Genomic DNA, 19,027 nt, shown 5'->3' with positions numbered 1-19,027 from the left:
CCGGCACCTTCCGCCCCCTCGCCCTGCTCGAAGGCGAAGGCCCAGAAAAAGCCACACCGTTCTACTACCACCTCGACCACCTCGGCACGCCGCAGGAGTTGACCAGTCATCAAGGCGAAGTGGTTTGGGCGGCGCGGTACAACGGCTACGGCAAACTCACCGAACTGCGCCACGGCAACGGCCCGAGACTGCACCAACCGCTACGTTTTCAAGGGCAATACCACGACCGGGAAAGCGGCCTGCATTACAACCGACATCGGTACTACAATCCGGAGACGGGGCGGTATCTGACGGCTGATCCGATAAAGCTGGCAGGTGGGTTGAATGCCTACCTGTACGTGCCCAACCCGACGGGGTGGGTGGATCCGTTGGGGTTGAATGAGTGTCCAGGACAGCAGAAATGGACCCGTACAGATAAAGTAATGGGCTCTCGCAGAGCTGCGTTTCGAGAAGCAAAACGCGACGCAAAAATTCCTACCTCAGCCGATCCTATAAATGTAAATCACATTCCATTGACCAAAACAGGTGAAAACGGCGTAGGGAAGCAAAACGTCTTGGATACAGAAGGCCGCACTGTTTACACTCGTGAGTATCACTATCAAAACATTGATAATGATCGCGTGGTAATTCAAGAGCATTCTTGGGGCCATCAGGACTACCCTAGTGACCATGCATCACACAAGCCGCACTTCAATGTAAGAGAACATGACCCAGCCACCGGAAATGGACATCGAAACAAGACCCTCCACCTTAGAAGTGTCTCAGGACACTACGTTTTCGAGTGAGATCTGATCATGTGGACAGACTACATTACAAACAAAAAAAAATGGACATCCGTATTTGGAGATAATTACACACCAGAATACCTCAGCATCGTCTATGCAACCCTAATGGACTGCTCAATAACATTAAAATTAGCCAGCCCAATAGAGACTAATAACTGCCCCGCCAAATGGATAGAGAACGGATACAACGAATTTGAATTCGACCTACTACTTGACCAAATTGATTCAATAAGCATCAGCAAATTTAATTTTCATGGTTCCATCTGTATAACCATCGCAAAAAGCACAGAAGCTCACGAAATACTTCTAAAAATTTCAGATAACTGCGTAATAAACTGCATAGCCAGAGGCATTTCCATTTCCAACATAAAAGCCTATTACAACGACCACTCCGAATAGCATTCACTTCAGCAAAAAAGGGGGCAGCAGAAAGGGAGGGAAAAGCGGGAATTTAGTTTTTCGTCTCTCTTTGGCTACTTTAAGTATTGAAAAATGATTTTTTGGAACGACCTCCAAGGCAGCACCTCTTTCAACAAAATTTATTCCTCACCCATACCTATCGGGGAAATAGAGCTATTTTCGTTAGGCATAGACAACAATACTCCAACAATCACATTTGAATTCGATATCGCTGAATATGCTGACATGCCCTCGCAAAAATGGAAGCAATCAGGGCTCAACACTTGCCAGTTAGGGTTGAATTGCAGCTTTCCAAAAAAGCTAAAAATCTCAACCATACCAACAAAATACAAACTGCAGCTGCGAATCACTCAGCAATATGACAGCTTTATTATCCACGCATCAAATAACGAATCACTAATCGAACTCAAAACCAAAGATCTATTTACTGCGCGGCCCTTCCGCCTATAAAAAACATCCCGAGTGAGCCATAGGGGGCGAAACATAGGTCAGAAAAATATCGATGCGTTCTCCATTAAAAGCGGGATAAAACGATGCAATCGATGACTCTCGACGGCCACTACATCTATAGGCTAGCGCCATGGTTAAACTGGAGCGACCTTCTATATGGGCTCGAACAAAAGTACATAGATGAAAAGGGAATTTCAGTTTACATATATTGCAGCTTGACCATTACACACCCTGAGAAGGCATATGAAATTGCCGTAGCACCGGCAGAAAATCAGCACCTCATACATCAACTGCTAAGCATTCTGGCGAGCCAGAGCCAGCAAGAAACGGCAAACACAACCGAACCCTGGCTATTCCTGTCACTTTCTTTTTTTTGACAATAAACATCTATACAGCAACGTATATGAAGAGCTAGAAACATTATATGCAGACTTCGATTACCCAGAGAAAATAGCGCCATTGATTCGCTACATGCCAGCACCGGATGGTATGGAAGGATCAGAAGATTACCTGCTCAAAAATTGGAAAGCTGTTCTATTGCGATATAAAAAACTATTCGCCGAACAGAGAAACCCACAATAAAAAACCCCAGCCAATCAACATGCCGGGGTTTTATATAAATTTTTAAACCCAATCACCCATCAAAAAACATTAATCGGATAATCCACAAACACCCGCAGCTCATTCCCGCTGACGTTGTACTCACTGGACTTCTGCGACACGCGCAACACCGAGCTGCGCAACCGTACGCTCAAATCCTTGGCCGGGCCGCCCTGGACCACGTATTTGAACTGGTTGAAGATTTCGCGCTCGGTTCCGCCCTCGCTGGTGGAGGTGGTGATGTTGTCGCCGCGCACGTACGCAACGTTATAGGTCAGGCCCGGTACGCCGAAGGTGGTGAAATCCAGGCCATAGCCCAATTGCCAGCTGCGTTCGTCTTCGGCGTTGAAGTCCGACCAGTAGGAGTTGGCCAGGTAGATGGTGTTGCCGCCATCGCCGACACGATTCTGTCCACGCTGATAGCCGCCGTAGGCGTAGCCCAGGTTGCTGTCGCCGGTGCTGCGCTGGTGAGCGAGGGTGAAGCTGTGCGGGCCGGTGGCGAAGGTGGCTGCCAGGCTCCAGATTTTGTTGTCGTCGCCGGTGACGTTGTTTTCGCGAACGTAGCTGTTGTCCAGCTTGGTGCGGTAGCCGTTGAAGTCCAGGGTCAGCGACTGATCCTTGGCCAGCGGGAACACGTAGTTGGCATTCACGTACTGCTTCTTCAGTACGTCCTCGACATCCGAGGCGTAGAGCGAAGCCTTGAACTGTTCGGTGAATTGATAGCTGCCGCCCAACACGTTGATCGACTTCAAACCGCCGCTGTCACGGCCCTCGGCGCTCTTGCGCGACTCGGCGGTAAAACGGCCGGCGTTCAGTTCCAGTCCCTTGATTTCTTTAGAGGTGATCAACGTGCCGGTATAGCTTTCCGGCAGCAGGCGGGAATTGTCATAGTTCAAGACCGGCAGGGTCGGCATCTGGTCGCCGTAAGCCAAGACGGTGCTGGAGACGCGGAATTTCACCGCGGCGCCGAACTTGGACAAGTCGTCGGCCGCGTTGCCGCTGTCACCCTTTTTGAAGAAGTCGATACCCTGTGCACCGGAGCGTCCTTTACCGCCGTCCAGACGCAGTGCATACAGGCCGAACGCATCCACACCGACGCCCACGGTGCCTTGGGTGAACCCGGACGAGAACGTACCGATGGCCGCCTGGCCCCATTCGGCCTTGTCCTGGTTGCCGTCCTTGTAGTCGCGGTTGATGTAGGCGTTGCGCAGCAGCACTTTCAGGCTGCTATCTTCAACGAATCCCTTGGACTGCGCTTGGTCGTTGGCCATGGCGTGTGTGCAGCTCAATATCCCCAGTGCGATCAAACTGATGCGCGTGTTCAACATGATTATTTTCCTTGTACGAAGTTGATACGCACTGCAACCGGCAACCGAAACGGCGCTTTTCGCGCTCTTTTTCAGACTCTTGCTCCTGGAAATAATGAAAAGGCCCGCCCACGACGTTACCGTGTCGGGCCTTTTTATTATTTAAGAGTCATGGCTGTTGGCCACAGGCGTGGGGCGAATCCTAGTCGCGCCTTGAAGCCTGTGTCAATTTCGTGAATCGTCTGTGATTAGGCGAAAAACGTCTAAGACGCTAGGTGAATGTATCCTGCCGAACAGAAATCAATGCGCATAAAAAAAGCGCTGCCATCCCGGCCAGCGCTTCGTATCAATCCTTCGAATTCTATCCTTGCATCACATCCCACAACGCTTCCAGCTCTGCCTCGCTGAACAGGCCAACGGGGTAGCGCTCCATGATCATCCGCCGCGGATCAGGCTCCCTGATCTGACGCGTTCCGTTGGATTTCAACCACTGCGCCAAGGCTTGAAGCGACTCACCATTAACAGCCAAAGGATGGCATGTGCGCTCGCTTATCATGTTCATTCCAGCGCCCTCCTGGTTGATGAGCGGCCAATTTATCCGAGGTTTATGACAAAACAACGCAGCCCCGTTTTTCGGAACTGCCTGGATGGCGATACAAGAGCTATGCCAACGTCGCCCGTGGCTAACAAACCAGACACAAAAAAACCCGCGCCCCAATCGGGACGCGGGCTTACCAGGATGGATCCAAAAAGTCCGGCTCAGAGCCGTTGCGACTGACCTTACCGGGCTGTTACATCGCCACTCATTTTACCCACGGCGCAGGTTGCTGTTGGGTAAGGCAATGGATATTCCCGCCTCCCAGTAACAGTTCCCGGCCAGGCACCATCACCACTTCGTGCTCCGGGAAAAGACTTTGCAGCAATTCCCTTGCCGCGCCGTCCAGCGGATCGTCGAAACTTGGGGCAATGATGCCCCCGTTGACGATCAGGAAGTTCACGTACGAGCCGGCCAAGCGGACGCTCGGATTGCGTTCCTGGGAACCTTCAACGGCGTCTACGCCCGCGCATTCGTCTTCAGTGGCGTACAACGGCCCGGGAATAGGCATCTTATGCACTGTGAACGAGCGTCCCTTGGCGTCGGTGCTGTTTTGCAAGACATCCATCGCCGCATGACAGCGGGGATAGTTTGGGTCATGTGGATCGTCGGTCCAAGCGAGCAGCACTTCGCCGGGACGCACGTAGCAACAGAAGTTATCCACATGGCCGTCGGTTTCATCATTGAACAGGCCGTCCGGCAGCCAGATGATCTTGTCCACCGCCAATTGGGCGCTGAGCACTGCCTCGATTTCTTCACGGCTCATATGCGGGTTGCGATTGCGGTTGAGCAGGCATTCCTCGGTAGTGATCAAGGTGCCTTCGCCATCGACATGGATCGAGCCGCCTTCAAGCACAAAGCCTTCGGTGCGATAACGCGGGCTGCGCTCGATTTCCAGAATCTTTGCGGCCACTTGCGAGTCCCGGTTCCATGGCGAATACAAACCACCGTCAAACCCGCCCCAAGCGTTGAAATCCCAGTCGACGCCACGCACTTCGCCGTTGTCATTGATTACAAACGTCGGGCCGGTGTCCCGGACCCAAGCGTCATCGCTAGACATCTCGACCAAGCGGATATTCGGCACATCGAGGCGCGCCTTGGCATTCTCGAACTGGGCGGCGGACACCGCCACGGTCACCGGTTCGAAACGGGCGATGGCCTTGGCGACCGCCACATGGGCGGCTTGCGCGGGCTTGCCGCCCAGGCGCCAGTTATCGGGGCGCTCGGGCCAGACCATCCAGACCTGCGTCTGTGGCGCCCACTCGGCAGGCATGTGAAAACCGTCCGCGCGCGGAGTGCTGTGCAAAGTTGTCATGAATCAGGACTCCAGTGAGCCGTCGAGGGTTTTGATCGCGCCGTACAGGTTCGGGCGCCGATCTCGGAAAGTGCCCCAGGCACTGCGAATGTGTTCCAGCTCGTCGAGGTCGAAACTATGTACCAGCACGCCTTCTTCGGTTTCGCCGAGTTCCTGGACTTTTTCACCGAACTGATCGGCGATGAACGAGGAGCCATAAAACGTGATGTCGTAGCCATCCTGCTCTTCATTGCCGATACGATTACTGGCCACCAGCGGCATCAGGTTGGCGCCGGCATGACCCTGTTGCACACGTTGCCAGTGATCGCGCGAAGAAATGGTCTTGTCGTGCGGCTCGCTGCCAATGGCGGTTGGGTACAGCAGAATCTCCGCGCCTTGCAGCGCCATGCTGCGAGCGCATTCCGGAAACCACTGGTCCCAGCAGATGCCCACGCCAATTTTGGCGTAGCGGGTATCCCAAACCTTGAAGCCGGTATCGCCCGGATTGAAATAGTACTTCTCATGATAGCCAGGCCCATCGGGGATGTGGCTTTTGCGGTACACGCCCAAGTTCTGACCGTCGGCATCGATGATCGCAATACTGTTGAAACGCGCCCGTCCGGCCAGTTCAAAAAAACTGATCGGCAACACAACCTGCAGTTCCTTGGAAATTTTCTGGAAGTGCTTGATGGCGACGTTCTCGTCGACCGACGTCGCCAGTTGCAGATAGTCCGGGTTGGGCTTTTGGCAGAAGTACGGCGTCTCGAACAATTCCTGGATGAGAATCACCTGTGCGCCTTGGGCGGCAGCCTGGCGAACCAGCTTATCGGCGGTCTCGATATTGGCTTCGAGATCCCAAGAACAGGCCATCTGAGTGGCGGCGACGGTAACGATACGAGTCATGAATCATCTCCTGGGCGATGGCAGTGCCGACTTTATAGCCGATAAAAATCGGCTTAGAAAGAGGAGAAGAATCATATACAAGAAAAAAACCCTAGAAAAAGCCGACAAAAATCGGCTTATCATACCCTGCATGCGTGAGCGGACCCACGCCTGCAGGGTGACCGGCAACTCCCGGTTGGCTACAGCCCCTCCTCCAGCACTTTCGCCAGCATATCGACAAAGAAATCCACGCTCTGACGGGTGGTCACCATCGGGGGCTTGATCTTGAGGATGTTTAGAAAATCACCGGTCGGTTGCATGAAGATGCCCAACTCCCGCAGACGATTGCACAGCGCCGTGGTTTCTTCGGTGGCCGGCTCGAGGGTGGCGCGGTTGCGGATCAGCTCCACGCCCAAGTAGAACCCGGAGCCATGCACCGCGCCGACCAGCGGATACTGGTCGATCAAGGCCTCCAGGCGCGCCTTGAAATGCCCTCCGACCACTCGGGCGTTTTCCCACAAGTCCTCCTCTTCCATGACATCCAGCACGGCCATGCCGATCTGGCAACTGACCGGACTGCCACCGGCGGAGGAGAAAAAATACCCCTCGGCTTCCAACGCCTCGGCGATTTCTCGCCGGGTGATGACGGCTCCCAGCGGCTGGCCATTGCCCATGCCCTTGGCCATGGTGATGATGTCCGGCACCACTCCTTGCTCCTCGAAGCCCCAGAAAAACTCACCCATGCGTCCGTAACCGACTTGCACCTCGTCGGCGATGCAGACGCCACCGCGCTCGCGCACCAAGGCATAGACCTGCTTCAGATACCCCGGTGGCAGCGCGATCCCGCCGGCATTGCCGTACACCGGCTCGCAGATGAAACCGGCCAGTTGGCGTTTCTGCTCGGCAATTTTTGCCAGGTTGTGCTCGACGCTGCGCACGTAGTCTGGCGCACTGTCAGCGCCACGGAACTCGCCGCGATAAGTGTTCGGCGCGGTCACCGGATGCACCCAATCCGGACGACTGCTGAGCGCTTGGGGGTTGTCGGCGATGGACGTCGAAACGGCGTCGGCCGCCACCGACCAGCCGTGATAGGCCTCCAAGACACTGAGCATGTCGCGTCCCTTGCTGTAGGCCCAGGCCAGGCGGATCGCCAAGTCGTTGGCCTCGGTGCCGCTGTTGACCAGGAACACTCGATCCATGTTCGATGGCGCCAGCGCCAACAGGCGCTCGGAAAACTCGGCGATCGCCGCGTAGTGAAAACGCGAATTGGTATTGAGCAGCGACCATTGCCTGGCCGCGACCGCCGCCATGCGCGGATGCCCATGCCCCAACACCGCGACATTGTTGAGCATGTCGAGGTAAGAGCGGCCCTGCATGTCGATCAAATGGTTACGCCAGCCACGCTCGATGTGCGGCGGGTCGACGTAATAGTGCTTCTGCGAACGAGCAAAACTCGCATCGCGACGGGCCAGCAGCGCGGCGGGATCGATTTCCGGCTCGGCATCGCAAGCCAGCCCCAGCAACGTCGCAGGCGATGGGCAAAGCGCCTGCCAGGCCTTCACCCTGGAGGGCGTGCAGAACAGTGGTGGGGCCAGATGCGCGCCCCGGCACAGTTGAACCCGCAACGGGCCAACCACTTCACCCAAGACCTGTCCCTTGACCAGCGCGGCGCCGGAATGAAGTGACGACGATACACCCCACAAGCGCACGCTCAACTGCGGACCGTCGAGCCGCAACAGGCCCTCGGCATCCTTGTGCACCACCCCGGCGAAAGGCGACTCCAGCGGCGTACCTTGAGGGACATGCAATTCCACGTGTAGCGGATAAGTATCGGGCTCGACGGCACTGTCCGGCCGGGTGCGGGACAGCCGGTACTGGCCGTAGCGACTGGCAGCCAACCCGTGCAGCGCCGCGCCTTCGCTGAGAAGACGTTGGTCAATTCCAGCCTGTTCCCAATTGCCGGCCTCGAAATGTGGACTGAGTACGCCCAGGTCGATCAGCGCAAAATCACGTCCCACCAAGGTCGGCAGCAAAGGGGCGAAACCCTCGTTGGCAATGGACGGCAGGCTGTGATCCGCGGCGGCAAGAATCGCCGCATCCATCAACTCAGGCGGCACGGAATGGGCGACGCGGAAAATTTCCCACTCATGCTCAAGATTGTCGCGAGCGTATTGATTCACCGGATCGACAGCGACTTGTTGCTCGCCGCTGAGCACCAGCACTGCGGCGCGAGTTGCGATCAACGGCCAGAGCGCCAGAAGCTCTTCGCGCCGCAACGGATTGGCCGCGTGATAGGCCTTGATAGCCGGCAGGATGAAAAACGGATCGCCGTCGGCGTGATGCAACAGGGCCGCGCAGGTTACCGACAAGTCGGTGATGCGCCAGGTGCGGACCAGGTCGCCAAAATCGATCACACCTTGTAATTGCCATTGGCGCTGGGCATCGCGTTGCCAAACCACGTTGTCATCCGTGATGTCCATATGGATCGCCTGCACCGGCAGGCTCGCCTTGAGCGGCTGCAAGCGCCGTTCGGCCTGCTGCGCGACCTCGGCGATCAATTGCCGGCGCTGATCATCCTTGATAATGGGCAATAGATGGTCAATCAAGGCCGGCGCATGCCGTGCATCCCACTGCAGGGTGCGCTCCAGGCCCGGGTGGTCGAACGAGGCCAGGGCCAAGTCCATGTCCGCGCACAATTTTCCCAGACCGGTCACCAGGTCGGGCGTCAGGTGCGACAGTTGAGTGAGCGACTGGCCGTCAATGTATTCCAGCAAGCGCACATGGACCGCTTGCCCGTCGACATCCAGCGTCAGCAGGTCCTGGCCGTTGCTGGCGGCGATGACTCGCGGCACCTCCACCGCGCCATGCTCGGCCAGCAGCTTGAGGGCGGCATGCTGGGCCTGGAGTTCCTGGACGGCGTAGTTGCCATGGCAAATCTTCAACACGAAGCGCCCGCGTTCGCTGTCGACGCGGTAGTTGACGTCCTGGTGGCTGCCGAGGGGTCGCAGGTCACCGCTGAGTCCGTAATTCGAGCGCAGCAGTACCAACGCCTGCTCGGCGCTGATTTGTGGGCTTGGCAAACTGGCACGATGAACCAACGTAGCGAGCGGCATACAACGACCCCTGAGTAGGTTTTGTCTTGGGCGCCTATCACGCCACTGAGTCGAGGGATTAGCAACCCCCTCTCTTGTCCCTGGGGTATTCGCTTGCACCGCCCTCGTCATGCCTACAAGCTATGCTCCATTGTCATTGCCCTTTTTGGAAAAAGGCTTAACCGGATGCGCATTCTCATTACCGGCGGTGCCGGCTTCATTGGCTCGGCGCTCATACGGCATTTGATCCTGGACACCGAACACCAGGTTCTGAACCTCGACAAGCTGACCTACGCCGGCAACCTGGAATCGCTGAGCAGTATCGATCACGACAGCCGCTATGCCTTCGTGCAGGCCGACATCGTCGACCAACCGGCCGTCAGTGCGGCGCTCGCGCAATTTCAACCGGACGCCATCATGCACCTGGCTGCAGAGTCTCATGTGGACCGCTCCATCGATGGTCCGGCGGAGTTCATCCAGACCAACATCGTCGGCACCTACAGCCTGCTGGAAGCCACCCGCGCCTATTGGCAGACACTTTGCGAGGCGCAAAAACGGGCGTTTCGTTTCCACCATATTTCCACCGACGAAGTGTATGGCGACCTGCACGGCGTGGATGATTTGTTTACCGAAACCACCCCCTATGCACCGAGCTCGCCCTACTCAGCCAGCAAGGCTGCCTCCGACCATCTGGTCCGGGCCTGGCAGCGCACCTACGGCTTGCCCGTGCTGCTGACGAACTGCTCAAACAATTACGGGCCGTTCCACTTCCCCGAAAAGCTGATCCCGCTGGTAATCCTCAACGCACTGGCCGGTAAACCGTTGCCGGTGTATGGCGATGGCCGGCAGGTACGCGACTGGCTATTCGTCGAAGACCATGCCCGTGCGCTGCTCAAGGTCGTCACCGAAGGCGTGGTCGGCGAGACCTACAACATCGGCGGCCACAATGAACAAACGAATATCGACGTAGTGCGCAGCATCTGCGCCCTGCTTGAAGAACTGGCACCACACAAGCCCGGGGGGGTCGAGCACTACGCCGACCTGATCACCTTCGTCAAGGATCGTCCCGGCCATGACCTGCGCTACGCCATTGACGCCGGCAAGATCGAACGGGAACTGGGCTGGACACCTCGGGAAACCTTCGAGACCGGCCTGCGCAAGACCGTGCAGTGGTACCTCGAAAACCTGCTGTGGTGCCGGCGCGTCCAGGATGGCAGCTATCAGGGCGAGCGCCTGGGCTCGCTCGACGACAAGGATACGATTGCATGATGAAGGGCATTGTTCTGGCCGGCGGTTCCGGCACACGGCTGCATCCGATTACCCTCGGAGTTTCCAAACAGTTATTGCCGGTCTACGACAAGCCGATGATCTACTACCCGATCTCGGTGCTGATGCTCGCCGGAATCAAGGACATCCTGATCATTTCCACGCCGCAGGATCTACCTCAATATCGCAATCTGCTGGGCGATGGCGCCCAGTTCGGCGTGCATTTCAGCTACGCCGAACAGCCAACTCCCGATGGCCTGGCCCAGGCATTCCTGATTGGCGAGCAATTCATTGGCAAGGACCCGGTGTGCCTGATCCTGGGCGACAACATCTTCCACGGCCAACATTTCGGCGAGCAGCTGCAAACCGCCGTCAACCGGCAAAGTGGCGCAACGGTGTTCGGTTATTGGGTCAAGGATCCGGAGCGTTTCGGCGTGATCGACTTCGATTCTGAAGGGTGCGCGGTTTCCATCGAAGAGAAGCCTGCCGCCCCCAAGTCCAGCTATGCGGTGACCGGCCTGTATTTCTACGACAACGACGTGATAGAGATCGCCAAGGCCATCAAGCCATCCGCGCGTGGCGAACTGGAAATTACCGACGTCAACAATGCCTATCTGCAACGCGGGGACTTGCATGTCGAGCGTTTCGGCCGCGGTTTTGCCTGGCTGGACACCGGCACCCACGACAGCCTGCTGGAGGCCTCGCAATACGTGCAGACCATTGAGCATCGCCAGGGCCTGAAGGTCGCGTGCCTGGAAGAAATCGCCTACCAGCAGGGCTGGGTCAACCGCGAACACGTGCTCGAGCGTGCCAATTACTTCGGCAAGACCGGCTACGGCCAGTACCTGTTCAAGATTGCTGGAGAAACACGTTGAACGTCATCGCCACACGACTGCCGGACGTGCTGATCATCGAGCCGAAGGTGTTTGGCGATGATCGCGGTTTCTTTTATGAGAGTTTCAATGCACGAGCGTTCGCCGACGCCACGGGGTCTACGCTCCCGTTCGTCCAGGACAATCACTCGCGCTCAGCCAAGGGCGTGCTTCGCGGCTTGCACTATCAGATTGAACAGGCCCAGGGGAAACTCGTGCGGGTCACGGCGGGCGAAGTGCTGGACGTTGCGGTGGACATCCGTCGCAGCTCGCCTACTTTTGGCCAGTGGACCGGCGTACGCCTGTCGGCGCAGAACCACCGCCAACTGTGGATTCCGCCAGGATTCGCCCACGGCTTCGTCGTGCTCAGCGAGTCCGCCGATTTTCTTTACAAAACCACCGACTTCTACGCGCCCTCCGCCGAGCGCTGCATTCGCTGGGACGATCCGCAACTGGCAATTGATTGGCAACTGCAAGGCGCGCCGATCCTGTCGCCCAAGGACCAGGCCGGCAAGGCCTTGCGTGAGGCAGACCTGTTCCCATGAGTGCTTCCCTGCGCATCCTGATCATCGGCCAGAACGGCCAAGTGTCCCAGGCGCTTCAATCACGCCTGGCCGGCATGGGCGAACTGATTGTGCTGGGTAGCAACCAGCTCGACATGGCGCAGCCGGATCAACTTCGCCCGCAGGTCGAGGCCTTGCGGCCCGACCTGATCATCAACGCCGCCGCCCACACGGCCGTGGACCAGGCCGAGAGCGAAGCGCAGCGCGCGTTCGCCATCAACGCCAGCGCACCGGGCATCCTTGCCCAAGTTGCTGCTGAGCTGGACGCTCCGCTGATCCATTACTCCACCGACTACGTCTTCGATGGTCGAAAGCCCGAGCCATACACCGAAGATGACACGCCCAACCCGCTGAGCGTCTACGGTCGCAGCAAACTGGCTGGCGAAGAGGCCATCCACCAGGCCGGTGGAGAACACCTGATCTTGCGCACCAGCTGGGTCTATTCCTCGGCGGGACGCAATTTCCTATTGACCATGCAACGCCTGCTGCAGGAAAAGTCTCACCTTAGGGTAGTTGCTGATCAAATCGGCGCACCGACCTGGGCTGGCACCATCGCCGAAAGCACCGCGCAGCTGATCGAACGCTGGCAGGCCGGGCGGTGCGGCGCCTGGGGCACCTATCACCTGACAGCCCAGGGCCAGACGTCATGGTTCGGCTTTGCCCAAGCCATCGGCGAAGACCTCGTCGAACACCACAAGCCTTGCGCGGTGCTTGAGCCTATCCCGTCCAGCGCGTACCCGACCCCGGCGCCGCGTCCACTCAATTCACGGCTGGACTGCACACGCCTGACCGAGGAATGGGGTGTAAGCCAGCCAGATTGGCGAAGCGCGTTGCAGCAGTGTCTTGCCGGACAAGCCTAGGCATAATGCGCTTGTCACCACAGGCGCCCGATGCTCATGAATTCCACCCTTCCCCGCAGACCTCGTTGGCGCAGCCTGGCCCTGCTTGCGCTGTGCCTGGCGCCATTGCTATGGCCGCTTGAGCATTTGGCCGAGCGTTATTACCGCAGCGAACTGGCTGGACAAAACCGCCAGACTCTTGACCTCTACGTGGCCAACCTCCTCGGGACCCTGCACCGCTATGAAGTGCTGCCGCAGATTCTCGGCGAGCTGCCGGCCCTGCGCGCGACCCTGTCGGCGCCGGACGATGGGGTCACCCAGGGCAATGCCAACCGGTTGCTGAAAAACATCAGCGCCCAGACCGGCGCCGAAGTCATGTATCTGATGGACGCCTCTGGCAAGACCCTGGCGGCATCGAACTGGGACAAGCACGACAGTTTCGTCGGCCGCAATTTCGCCTTCCGCCCTTACTACATCGAAGCCATGGCCGGGCGCCTGGGGCGCTTCTTCGGCCTGGGCACCACGTCAGGCAAGCGCGGCTATTTTTTCGCCGCCGCGGTACGCGATCGCGAAAAAGTCATCGGTGTATTGGTGGTCAAGGTTGACCTCGATCACACCGAAAGCCTCTGGGGCAAGACACCTGAGCAGTTGCTGGTTACCGACCACAACGGCGTAGTGATCCTGACCTCGCGCCAGGAATGGAGATTTCGCGCGACCCGCCCCTTGAGCGAGGAAGAAAGCAAGGCAATCAGTGCGGTGCAGCCTTATCCGACACGGGACCCTAAACCGCTCCATCTGGACAGTGGTGCCTGGCTGCCCCAGACCCAAGTCATCGAAGAGACAGGCTGGAGCGTGAGCATCCTCGCTCCGCGCACGCTGATCGACCGGCCAGTGCGCACGGTGGTGGCCACCGGCGGTGCAGCATTGCTGGTATTGATGCTGTTGCTCGGGTTGATGATGCAGCGCCGGCGGCATTATCTGGACCGGATCGCCTTCGAGGCCAAGGCTCGTCACGAACTGGAGGGCCGGGTCGCGGAACGTACCAGCGATCTGGAGGGACTCAACCGTCGCCTGAAACAGGAAGTGCTTGAGCGCGAGCAGGCCCAACAGGAATTGGTCCGCGCCCAGGATGATCTGGTACAGGCCGGCAAGTTGTCAGCCCTGGGCACCATGTCGGCCAGCATCAGCCATGAACTCAATCAGCCGCTGGCGGCGATCCGAAGTTACGCCGAGAATGCCGAGATATTGCTCGATCACTCGCGCACCGAAGACGCTCGGGGCAATCTCAAGCTGATCAGCGAACTGACCGGGCGCATGGCCTCGATCATCGCTCACCTGCGCGCCTTCGCCCGCAGGGACCGCCACGCACCGGAAAGCGTCGCCCTGCAACCGGCGCTCGACGATGCCCTCGCGCTGCTTGCCAAACGCCGGCGCAGCATGGAAGTGGAGCTGATCCGCGACTTGCCGGCCGCTGCCTTGTGGGTGGAGGCCGGCGAAACGCGCCTGCGCCAGGTGCTGGGTAACCTGCTGGCCAACGCCCTTGATGCCCTGACCGAAAAGGGACCGCCGCGCAAACTGTGGCTCAGTGCCCAGGCGACGGAAACCGGCGTCAACTTGTACATTCGCGATAACGGTCCGGGATTCTGCATGGAAGCCCTGGGCCGCGCCGGCGAGCCGTTCTACACCACCAAGACGCGCACCCAGGGGCTTGGCCTCGGGTTGGCGATCTGCGACACCCTGATGCGTGCCTTCGGCGGAGAACTGTTGTTCGCCAACCACAAGGAAGGCGGCGCCCTGATTACCCTGAAGCTGCGCGCCGGTGCGCCCGGGGTGAGCCTGCAACCGTCCGAGGACCGTAGTGTATGACCATTGATAACCAGATTGAGGTGGTGCTGATCGACGACGATCCCCATCTGCGTCAGGCCCTGAGCCAGACCCTCGACCTGGCTGGACTGAAGATCCTGCCCTTGGGCGAGGCCAACGGCCTGGCCGGGCAATTGCCCCGCGATTGGCCGGGCGTGGTGGTCAGCGATATACGCATGCCGGGCATGGATGGCCTCGAACTGCTGGGCCAATTGCATAGCCAGGATCCGGAGTTGCCGGTGCTGCTGATCACCGGTCACGGCGATGTACCGCTGGCGGTCCAGGCGATGCGCGCCGGAGCGTACGACTTCCTCGAAAAACCGTTCGCCAGTGACCAGTTGCTCGATAGCGTACGCCGGGCCCTGGCCTTGCGGCGACTGGTCCTGGATAACCGCAGCCTACGCCTGGCCCTCAGTGACCGTCATGAACTCAGCGCCCGGCTGGTCGGACAATCGGCCCCCATGTCGCGCCTGCGCGAGCAGATCGGCGCCTTGGCCGCGACCCGCGCCGACGTGCTGATCCTCGGCGAAACGGGGGCCGGCAAGGAAGTGGTCGCCCGCGCACTGCATGACCTGTCAGGCCGGCGTAACGGGCCGTTCGTGGCTATCAACGCCGGCGCGTTGGCTGAGTCCGTGGTGGAAAGCGAATTGTTCGGCCATGAACCCGGCGCCTTCACTGGCGCGCAGAAGCGCCGTATCGGCAAATTCGAGTTCGCCAACGGCGGCACATTGTTCCTCGATGAAATCGAAAGCATGAGCCTGGACGTACAGGTCAAGCTGCTTCGCCTGCTGCAAGAACGCGTGGTGGAGCGCCTGGGGGGCAATCAGCAAATCCCCCTGGACATCCGGGTCATCGCCGCCACCAAGGAAGACCTGCGCCAAGCCGCCGATCAGGGCCGTTTTCGCGCCGATTTGTACTACCGCCTGAATGTCGCGCCGCTACGCATCCCGCCGCTGCGCGAACGGGGTGAGGACGTGCTGATGCTGTTCCAGCATTTCGCTGATGAGGCTAGTGCGCGCCACGGCCTGCCGCCCCACGAACTGCTGCCGGCCCACCGTGCGCTGCTGTTGCGCCATGGCTGGCCAGGTAATGTCCGCGAACTGCAGAACGCCGCCGAACGCTTCGCCCTGGGCTTGGAACTGGCCCTGGACAATAGCGCACCCGACACGGGCCTAGGCGCGCCGGTGGAAATCATCAGCGGCGGCCTGAGCGAGCAGGTGGAGAATTTCGAAAAGACCCTGATTGCCGCCGAGCTGGCCCGCCCCCACGGCTCGGTACGCAGCCTCGCCGAAGCGTTGGGCATTCCGCGCAAGACCTTGCACGACAAACTGCGCAAGCACGGGCTTACATTTGGCGACAGCAACCCTGGCTCGGCCGATGAGTCCGATTGAGCGCCTGCCAACTCACCTTCAAACAAGAGGGCCTGCATGAACCGCGACAGCCGTTACCTGGAAACGACCCTGCACCGGGACATCCCGTTGACCCAGGACATGGGCCTGAGAGTGCTCGATTGGCAGGCGCGACAACTGCGCCTGTTCCTGCCGATTGCGGCCAACGTCAATCATAAAAGCACCATGTTCGGCGGCAGCCTGTATTGCGGCGCGGTACTTGGCGGCTGGGGCTGGCTGCACCTGGCCTTGCGCGAGGAAGGCATCGAGGATGGGCACATCGTCATTCAGGAAGGGCAGATCACTTATCCGCTGCCCGTCACTGGCGATGGGACTGTCATCTGTGACGCACCAGATGAGAAAACCTGGAAACGCTTCCTGGCCACCTATCGGCGTTACGGCCGGGCACGGCTGGCGTTGCAGACGCAAGTGATGAATGTAGGCAGCGAAAAGGTGGCGGTGCAATTCGAGGGGCAGTACGTGTTGCACCGTTAATTGGCGCAACAGCCCCTGTGGCGAGGGAGCTTGCTCCCGCTGGGCAGCGAAGCGGCCCCAAAGCGTCTGCTGCGCAGCCGAGCGGGAGCAAGCTCCCTCGCCACAAAAACTTCCTGGCCAAAGATCAGGGTTTAAGAACGAGCAAGCTCCAACAACTTTCCACGCCATGCCGCTTTCGCCGGCAGCGCCAGGAACGAAGTGTTCAACAGTGACTCCCGCGCCGGATAACAAAATGGCTGGCCGTCCAAGTCCAACACTTCGCCACCCGCGCCTTCCAATACGCCCTGGGCGGCGGCGGTATCCCACTGGGACGTTGGCGCCAACCGCGGATAACAATCAGCCGCGCCCTCGGCCAGCAGGCAAAACTTCAATGAACTGCCAATATTGGTCAACTGCAAGGGTCCCAGGCTTTCGCTTAATCCGCTCAACAGGCGCTCCTGCTCCGGGCTGGTGTGGCGACGGCTGGCGACTATGGTAAACACGTCACCGGGCGCCATCGCGTGCCGTGCTGCGATAGGCGAAGGCTCGACGCCTTTGTCGGCACGCCAGGCGCCCAGTCCCGCTCCGCCAACATAAAAGCGGCCATTGGTGGGCATCGAGACCACGCCGAACACCACGCGACCGTCCTCGATCAACGCAATGTTGACGGTGAATTCCTCACTGCCGGAGATGAACTCCTTGGTCCCATCGAGAGGGTCCACCAACCACCAGCGTTTCCATTCGGCGCGCACGCATTGGGCAATATCGGCGTCCTCCTCCGAGAGGATCGGGATATCCGGTGCCAGCGCGGTCAGCCCAGCCACGATGACATCGTGGGCAGCCATATCCGCAGCGGTCACTGGTGATTCGTCAGCTTTGTGCGCAACTTCTACGTTGGCTCGCCAGAACGGCAGGATCGCCGCACCGGCTTCAAGCGCCAGCTCGATTACGGGCGCCATCAGGGGATGGGGGAAATTCATGGCAGGTAGGCTCCGCGCTGGGTCAGCAGGTCACGCGCCAGGTACAACGCCGCCAACGCTCGGCCCTCGGTGAATTGAGGGTTCTGGGCCAGGGCAGACAATTCGCCCAGGTTGACCTTGTCCACACGCATCGGCTCGGGCTCGTCGCCCTCCAGCCGCTCTTCATACAGGTCGGTCGCCAGCACCACTTGGATCTTCTGGCTCATGTAGCCGGGAGACAACGACAGTTCGGTCAGGTGCTCCAGTTGACGCGCGCCAAAACCGGCCTCTTCCTTGAGCTCGCGCTCGGCCGCCGCCAGCACATCCTCGCCCGGCTCGATCAGCCCCTTGGGCAGCGAGAGCTCGTAGGCATCGGTGCCGCCGCAGTATTCTTCCACCAGCACGGCATGGTCGGCATCGAGCATCGCGACGATCATCACCGCGCCGTAGCCTGCGCCCTTGCCCGCCAGGCGTTCGTAGGTGCGCTCCACACCGTTGGAAAAGCGCAGTTTCAGTTCCTCCACGCAAAACAGGCGGCTGGTGGCGACGATCCGTCGGTCGAGTATGGTGGGTTTCTGGCGCATGAACGGCTCCCTGGGCGATAGCGGGCTACTATACCCGGCCTATTCTGATTGTTTGTGTCGGATATCTGCTTACCGCTGGAGAAGTTTTATGGCCTTGTTGCCTTGGCATGAGATCGATACGGTTCTGCTGGACATGGACGGCACCCTGCTGGACCTGCATTACGACAACCACTTCTGGCTGGAGCACCTGCCCCAGCGCTACGCCGAGCTGCATGGCGTCAGCCGCGCGATGGCCGAGATGGAGTTGCAGCCGCTGTTCGAGCGCAACGCCGGCCAGTTGCAGTGGTACTGCCTGGATTTCTGGAGCGCCGAACTGAAGCTGCCGGTGCGTGAACTTAAACTTGAAACCGCCCACTTGATTGCCCTGCGCCCAGATGCCGATACATTTCTCGCGGCCATCCAGCGCGCAGGCAAACGGGTCGTGATGATTACCAATGCCCATCGGGATTCGCTGTCGCTGAAACTGGAACGCATCGAACTGGCACCCTACTTCGAACGCTTGATCAGTTCCCATGACTACGGCTTCCCGAAGGAGAGCCCGCAGTTCTGGGACGCCCTGCAAGCCGACCTGAGTTTCGACCCAGCTCGCAGCCTGTTTATCGACGACACCTTGCCGGTGCTGCGCAGCGCCAGGGACTTCGGCGTGGCGCACCTGCTTGCGATCAGCGAGCCGGACAGTCGCAAGGGGCCGAAGGATACGGGGGAGTTCGACGCGGTAACGGATTATCGGACGCTGATCCAAGGGCTCTAGTGCAAGCCTTTGGCGAGGGACTTACTCCCTCGCCACGGGGGTA

19 protein-coding genes and 1 pseudogene are annotated in these 19,027 nt (G+C 59.1%); 13 read left to right on the top strand and 7 right to left on the bottom strand.

Going from position 1 to position 19,027, the window contains the following annotated elements; genetic code table 11:
• The 5 genes and pseudogenes from HU806_RS17160 to HU806_RS26890 all read left to right on the top strand — a co-directional run.
• Positions 1-785, top strand: a 785-nt coding sequence (locus tag HU806_RS17160) for an RHS repeat-associated core domain-containing protein (protein ID WP_186612645.1), incomplete at its 5' end; no start/stop codon positions are given.
• 9 nt (positions 786-794) lie between these two features.
• On the top strand, positions 795-1,184 hold the full coding sequence (locus tag HU806_RS17155; RefSeq protein WP_186612643.1) for an Imm50 family immunity protein: 390 nt from the start codon (positions 795-797) through the stop codon (positions 1,182-1,184).
• Between the two features lie 93 nt (positions 1,185-1,277).
• Positions 1,278-1,655: an Imm50 family immunity protein gene (locus HU806_RS17150; protein WP_186612640.1), complete on the top strand. Its 378-nt coding sequence runs from the start codon at positions 1,278-1,280 to the stop codon at positions 1,653-1,655.
• Positions 1,656-1,738: 83 nt separating this feature from the next.
• Positions 1,739-2,032 (top strand): DUF2247 family protein, encoded by a 294-nt coding sequence (locus tag HU806_RS26895; RefSeq protein ID WP_527251157.1) that lies wholly within the window; start codon positions 1,739-1,741, stop codon positions 2,030-2,032.
• A gap of 7 nt (positions 2,033-2,039) precedes the next feature.
• Positions 2,040-2,237: pseudogene (locus HU806_RS26890) on the top strand (DUF2247 family protein); the annotation flags it as partial.
• A 59-nt stretch (positions 2,238-2,296) separates the two neighbouring features.
• On the opposite strand, the gene HU806_RS17140 reads toward HU806_RS26890, so the two are convergent.
• The 5 genes from HU806_RS17140 to HU806_RS17120 form a co-directional block, all read right to left on the bottom strand.
• Positions 2,297-3,583 (bottom strand): OprD family porin, encoded by a 1,287-nt coding sequence (locus HU806_RS17140; RefSeq protein WP_186612638.1) that lies wholly within the window; start codon positions 3,581-3,583, stop codon positions 2,297-2,299.
• Positions 3,584-3,923: 340 nt separating this feature from the next.
• Positions 3,924-4,124, bottom strand: coding sequence for a hypothetical protein (locus tag HU806_RS17135; RefSeq protein WP_186612636.1), 201 nt, complete (start codon positions 4,122-4,124; stop codon positions 3,924-3,926).
• Between the two features lie 241 nt (positions 4,125-4,365).
• Positions 4,366-5,472, bottom strand: coding sequence for an agmatine deiminase (gene aguA, locus HU806_RS17130; protein ID WP_186612634.1), 1,107 nt, complete (start codon positions 5,470-5,472; stop codon positions 4,366-4,368).
• A 3-nt stretch (positions 5,473-5,475) separates the two neighbouring features.
• On the bottom strand, positions 5,476-6,354 hold the full coding sequence (gene aguB / locus HU806_RS17125; protein WP_186612632.1) for an N-carbamoylputrescine amidase: 879 nt from the start codon (positions 6,352-6,354) through the stop codon (positions 5,476-5,478).
• 179 nt (positions 6,355-6,533) lie between these two features.
• On the bottom strand, positions 6,534-9,446 hold the full coding sequence (locus HU806_RS17120) for an aminotransferase (RefSeq protein ID WP_186612630.1): 2,913 nt from the start codon (positions 9,444-9,446) through the stop codon (positions 6,534-6,536).
• 165 nt (positions 9,447-9,611) lie between these two features.
• Between HU806_RS17120 and rfbB the strand changes: the two genes are divergently transcribed.
• Genes rfbB through HU806_RS17085 form a run of 7 tightly spaced genes read left to right on the top strand, consistent with a single transcriptional unit; the run spans position 9,612 to position 16,711 of the window.
• Positions 9,612-10,694 (top strand): dTDP-glucose 4,6-dehydratase, encoded by a 1,083-nt coding sequence (gene rfbB, locus HU806_RS17115; protein WP_186612628.1) that lies wholly within the window; start codon positions 9,612-9,614, stop codon positions 10,692-10,694.
• Complete coding sequence (gene rfbA, locus HU806_RS17110; protein ID WP_186612626.1) at positions 10,691-11,566, top strand: glucose-1-phosphate thymidylyltransferase RfbA; 876 nt, start codon at positions 10,691-10,693, stop codon at positions 11,564-11,566. Before rfbB ends, rfbA begins: the two co-directional genes overlap by 4 nt.
• Positions 11,563-12,108 (top strand): dTDP-4-dehydrorhamnose 3,5-epimerase, encoded by a 546-nt coding sequence (gene rfbC, locus HU806_RS17105; RefSeq protein ID WP_186612624.1) that lies wholly within the window; start codon positions 11,563-11,565, stop codon positions 12,106-12,108. Before rfbA ends, rfbC begins: the two co-directional genes overlap by 4 nt.
• Complete coding sequence (rfbD, locus tag HU806_RS17100) at positions 12,105-12,986, top strand: dTDP-4-dehydrorhamnose reductase (RefSeq protein ID WP_186612622.1); 882 nt, start codon at positions 12,105-12,107, stop codon at positions 12,984-12,986. The genes rfbC and rfbD overlap by 4 nt, the downstream gene beginning before the upstream one ends.
• Positions 12,987-13,022: 36 nt before the next feature.
• Positions 13,023-14,831 carry a sensor histidine kinase gene (locus HU806_RS17095; protein ID WP_186612620.1) on the top strand — a complete coding sequence of 603 codons (1,809 nt, stop codon included), beginning with the start codon at positions 13,023-13,025 and terminating at the stop codon, positions 14,829-14,831.
• A complete protein-coding gene (locus tag HU806_RS17090) occupies positions 14,828-16,219 on the top strand; it encodes a sigma-54-dependent transcriptional regulator (RefSeq protein ID WP_186612618.1) in 1,392 nt (463 codons plus the stop codon). The genes HU806_RS17095 and HU806_RS17090 overlap by 4 nt, the downstream gene beginning before the upstream one ends.
• 36 nt (positions 16,220-16,255) lie before the next feature.
• Positions 16,256-16,711 carry a YiiD C-terminal domain-containing protein gene (locus tag HU806_RS17085; protein WP_186612616.1) on the top strand — a complete coding sequence of 152 codons (456 nt, stop codon included), beginning with the start codon at positions 16,256-16,258 and terminating at the stop codon, positions 16,709-16,711.
• Positions 16,712-16,842: 131 nt separating this feature from the next.
• On the opposite strand, the gene cysQ is transcribed toward HU806_RS17085, so the two are convergent.
• Both cysQ and nudE read right to left on the bottom strand, forming a co-directional pair.
• Positions 16,843-17,670, bottom strand: a complete 828-nt coding sequence (gene cysQ / locus HU806_RS17080; protein ID WP_186612613.1) for a 3'(2'),5'-bisphosphate nucleotidase CysQ — start codon at positions 17,668-17,670, stop codon at positions 16,843-16,845.
• Complete coding sequence (gene nudE / locus HU806_RS17075; RefSeq protein ID WP_186612611.1) at positions 17,667-18,233, bottom strand: ADP compounds hydrolase NudE; 567 nt, start codon at positions 18,231-18,233, stop codon at positions 17,667-17,669. Before nudE ends, cysQ begins: the two co-directional genes overlap by 4 nt.
• 88 nt (positions 18,234-18,321) lie before the next feature.
• On the opposite strand from nudE, the gene yrfG reads away from it, so the two are divergent.
• Entirely contained in the window at positions 18,322-18,984 is a 663-nt protein-coding gene (gene yrfG / locus HU806_RS17070; RefSeq protein ID WP_186612609.1) for a GMP/IMP nucleotidase, read from the top strand.
• Positions 18,985-19,027 lie beyond the last annotated feature (43 nt).

The sequence above is a fragment of the Pseudomonas sp. SWRI154 genome (assembly GCF_014268645.1).
GTDB lineage: Bacteria > Pseudomonadota > Gammaproteobacteria > Pseudomonadales > Pseudomonadaceae > Aquipseudomonas > Aquipseudomonas marvdashtae.
This window is presented reverse-complemented; position numbering and strand designations above follow the sequence as displayed.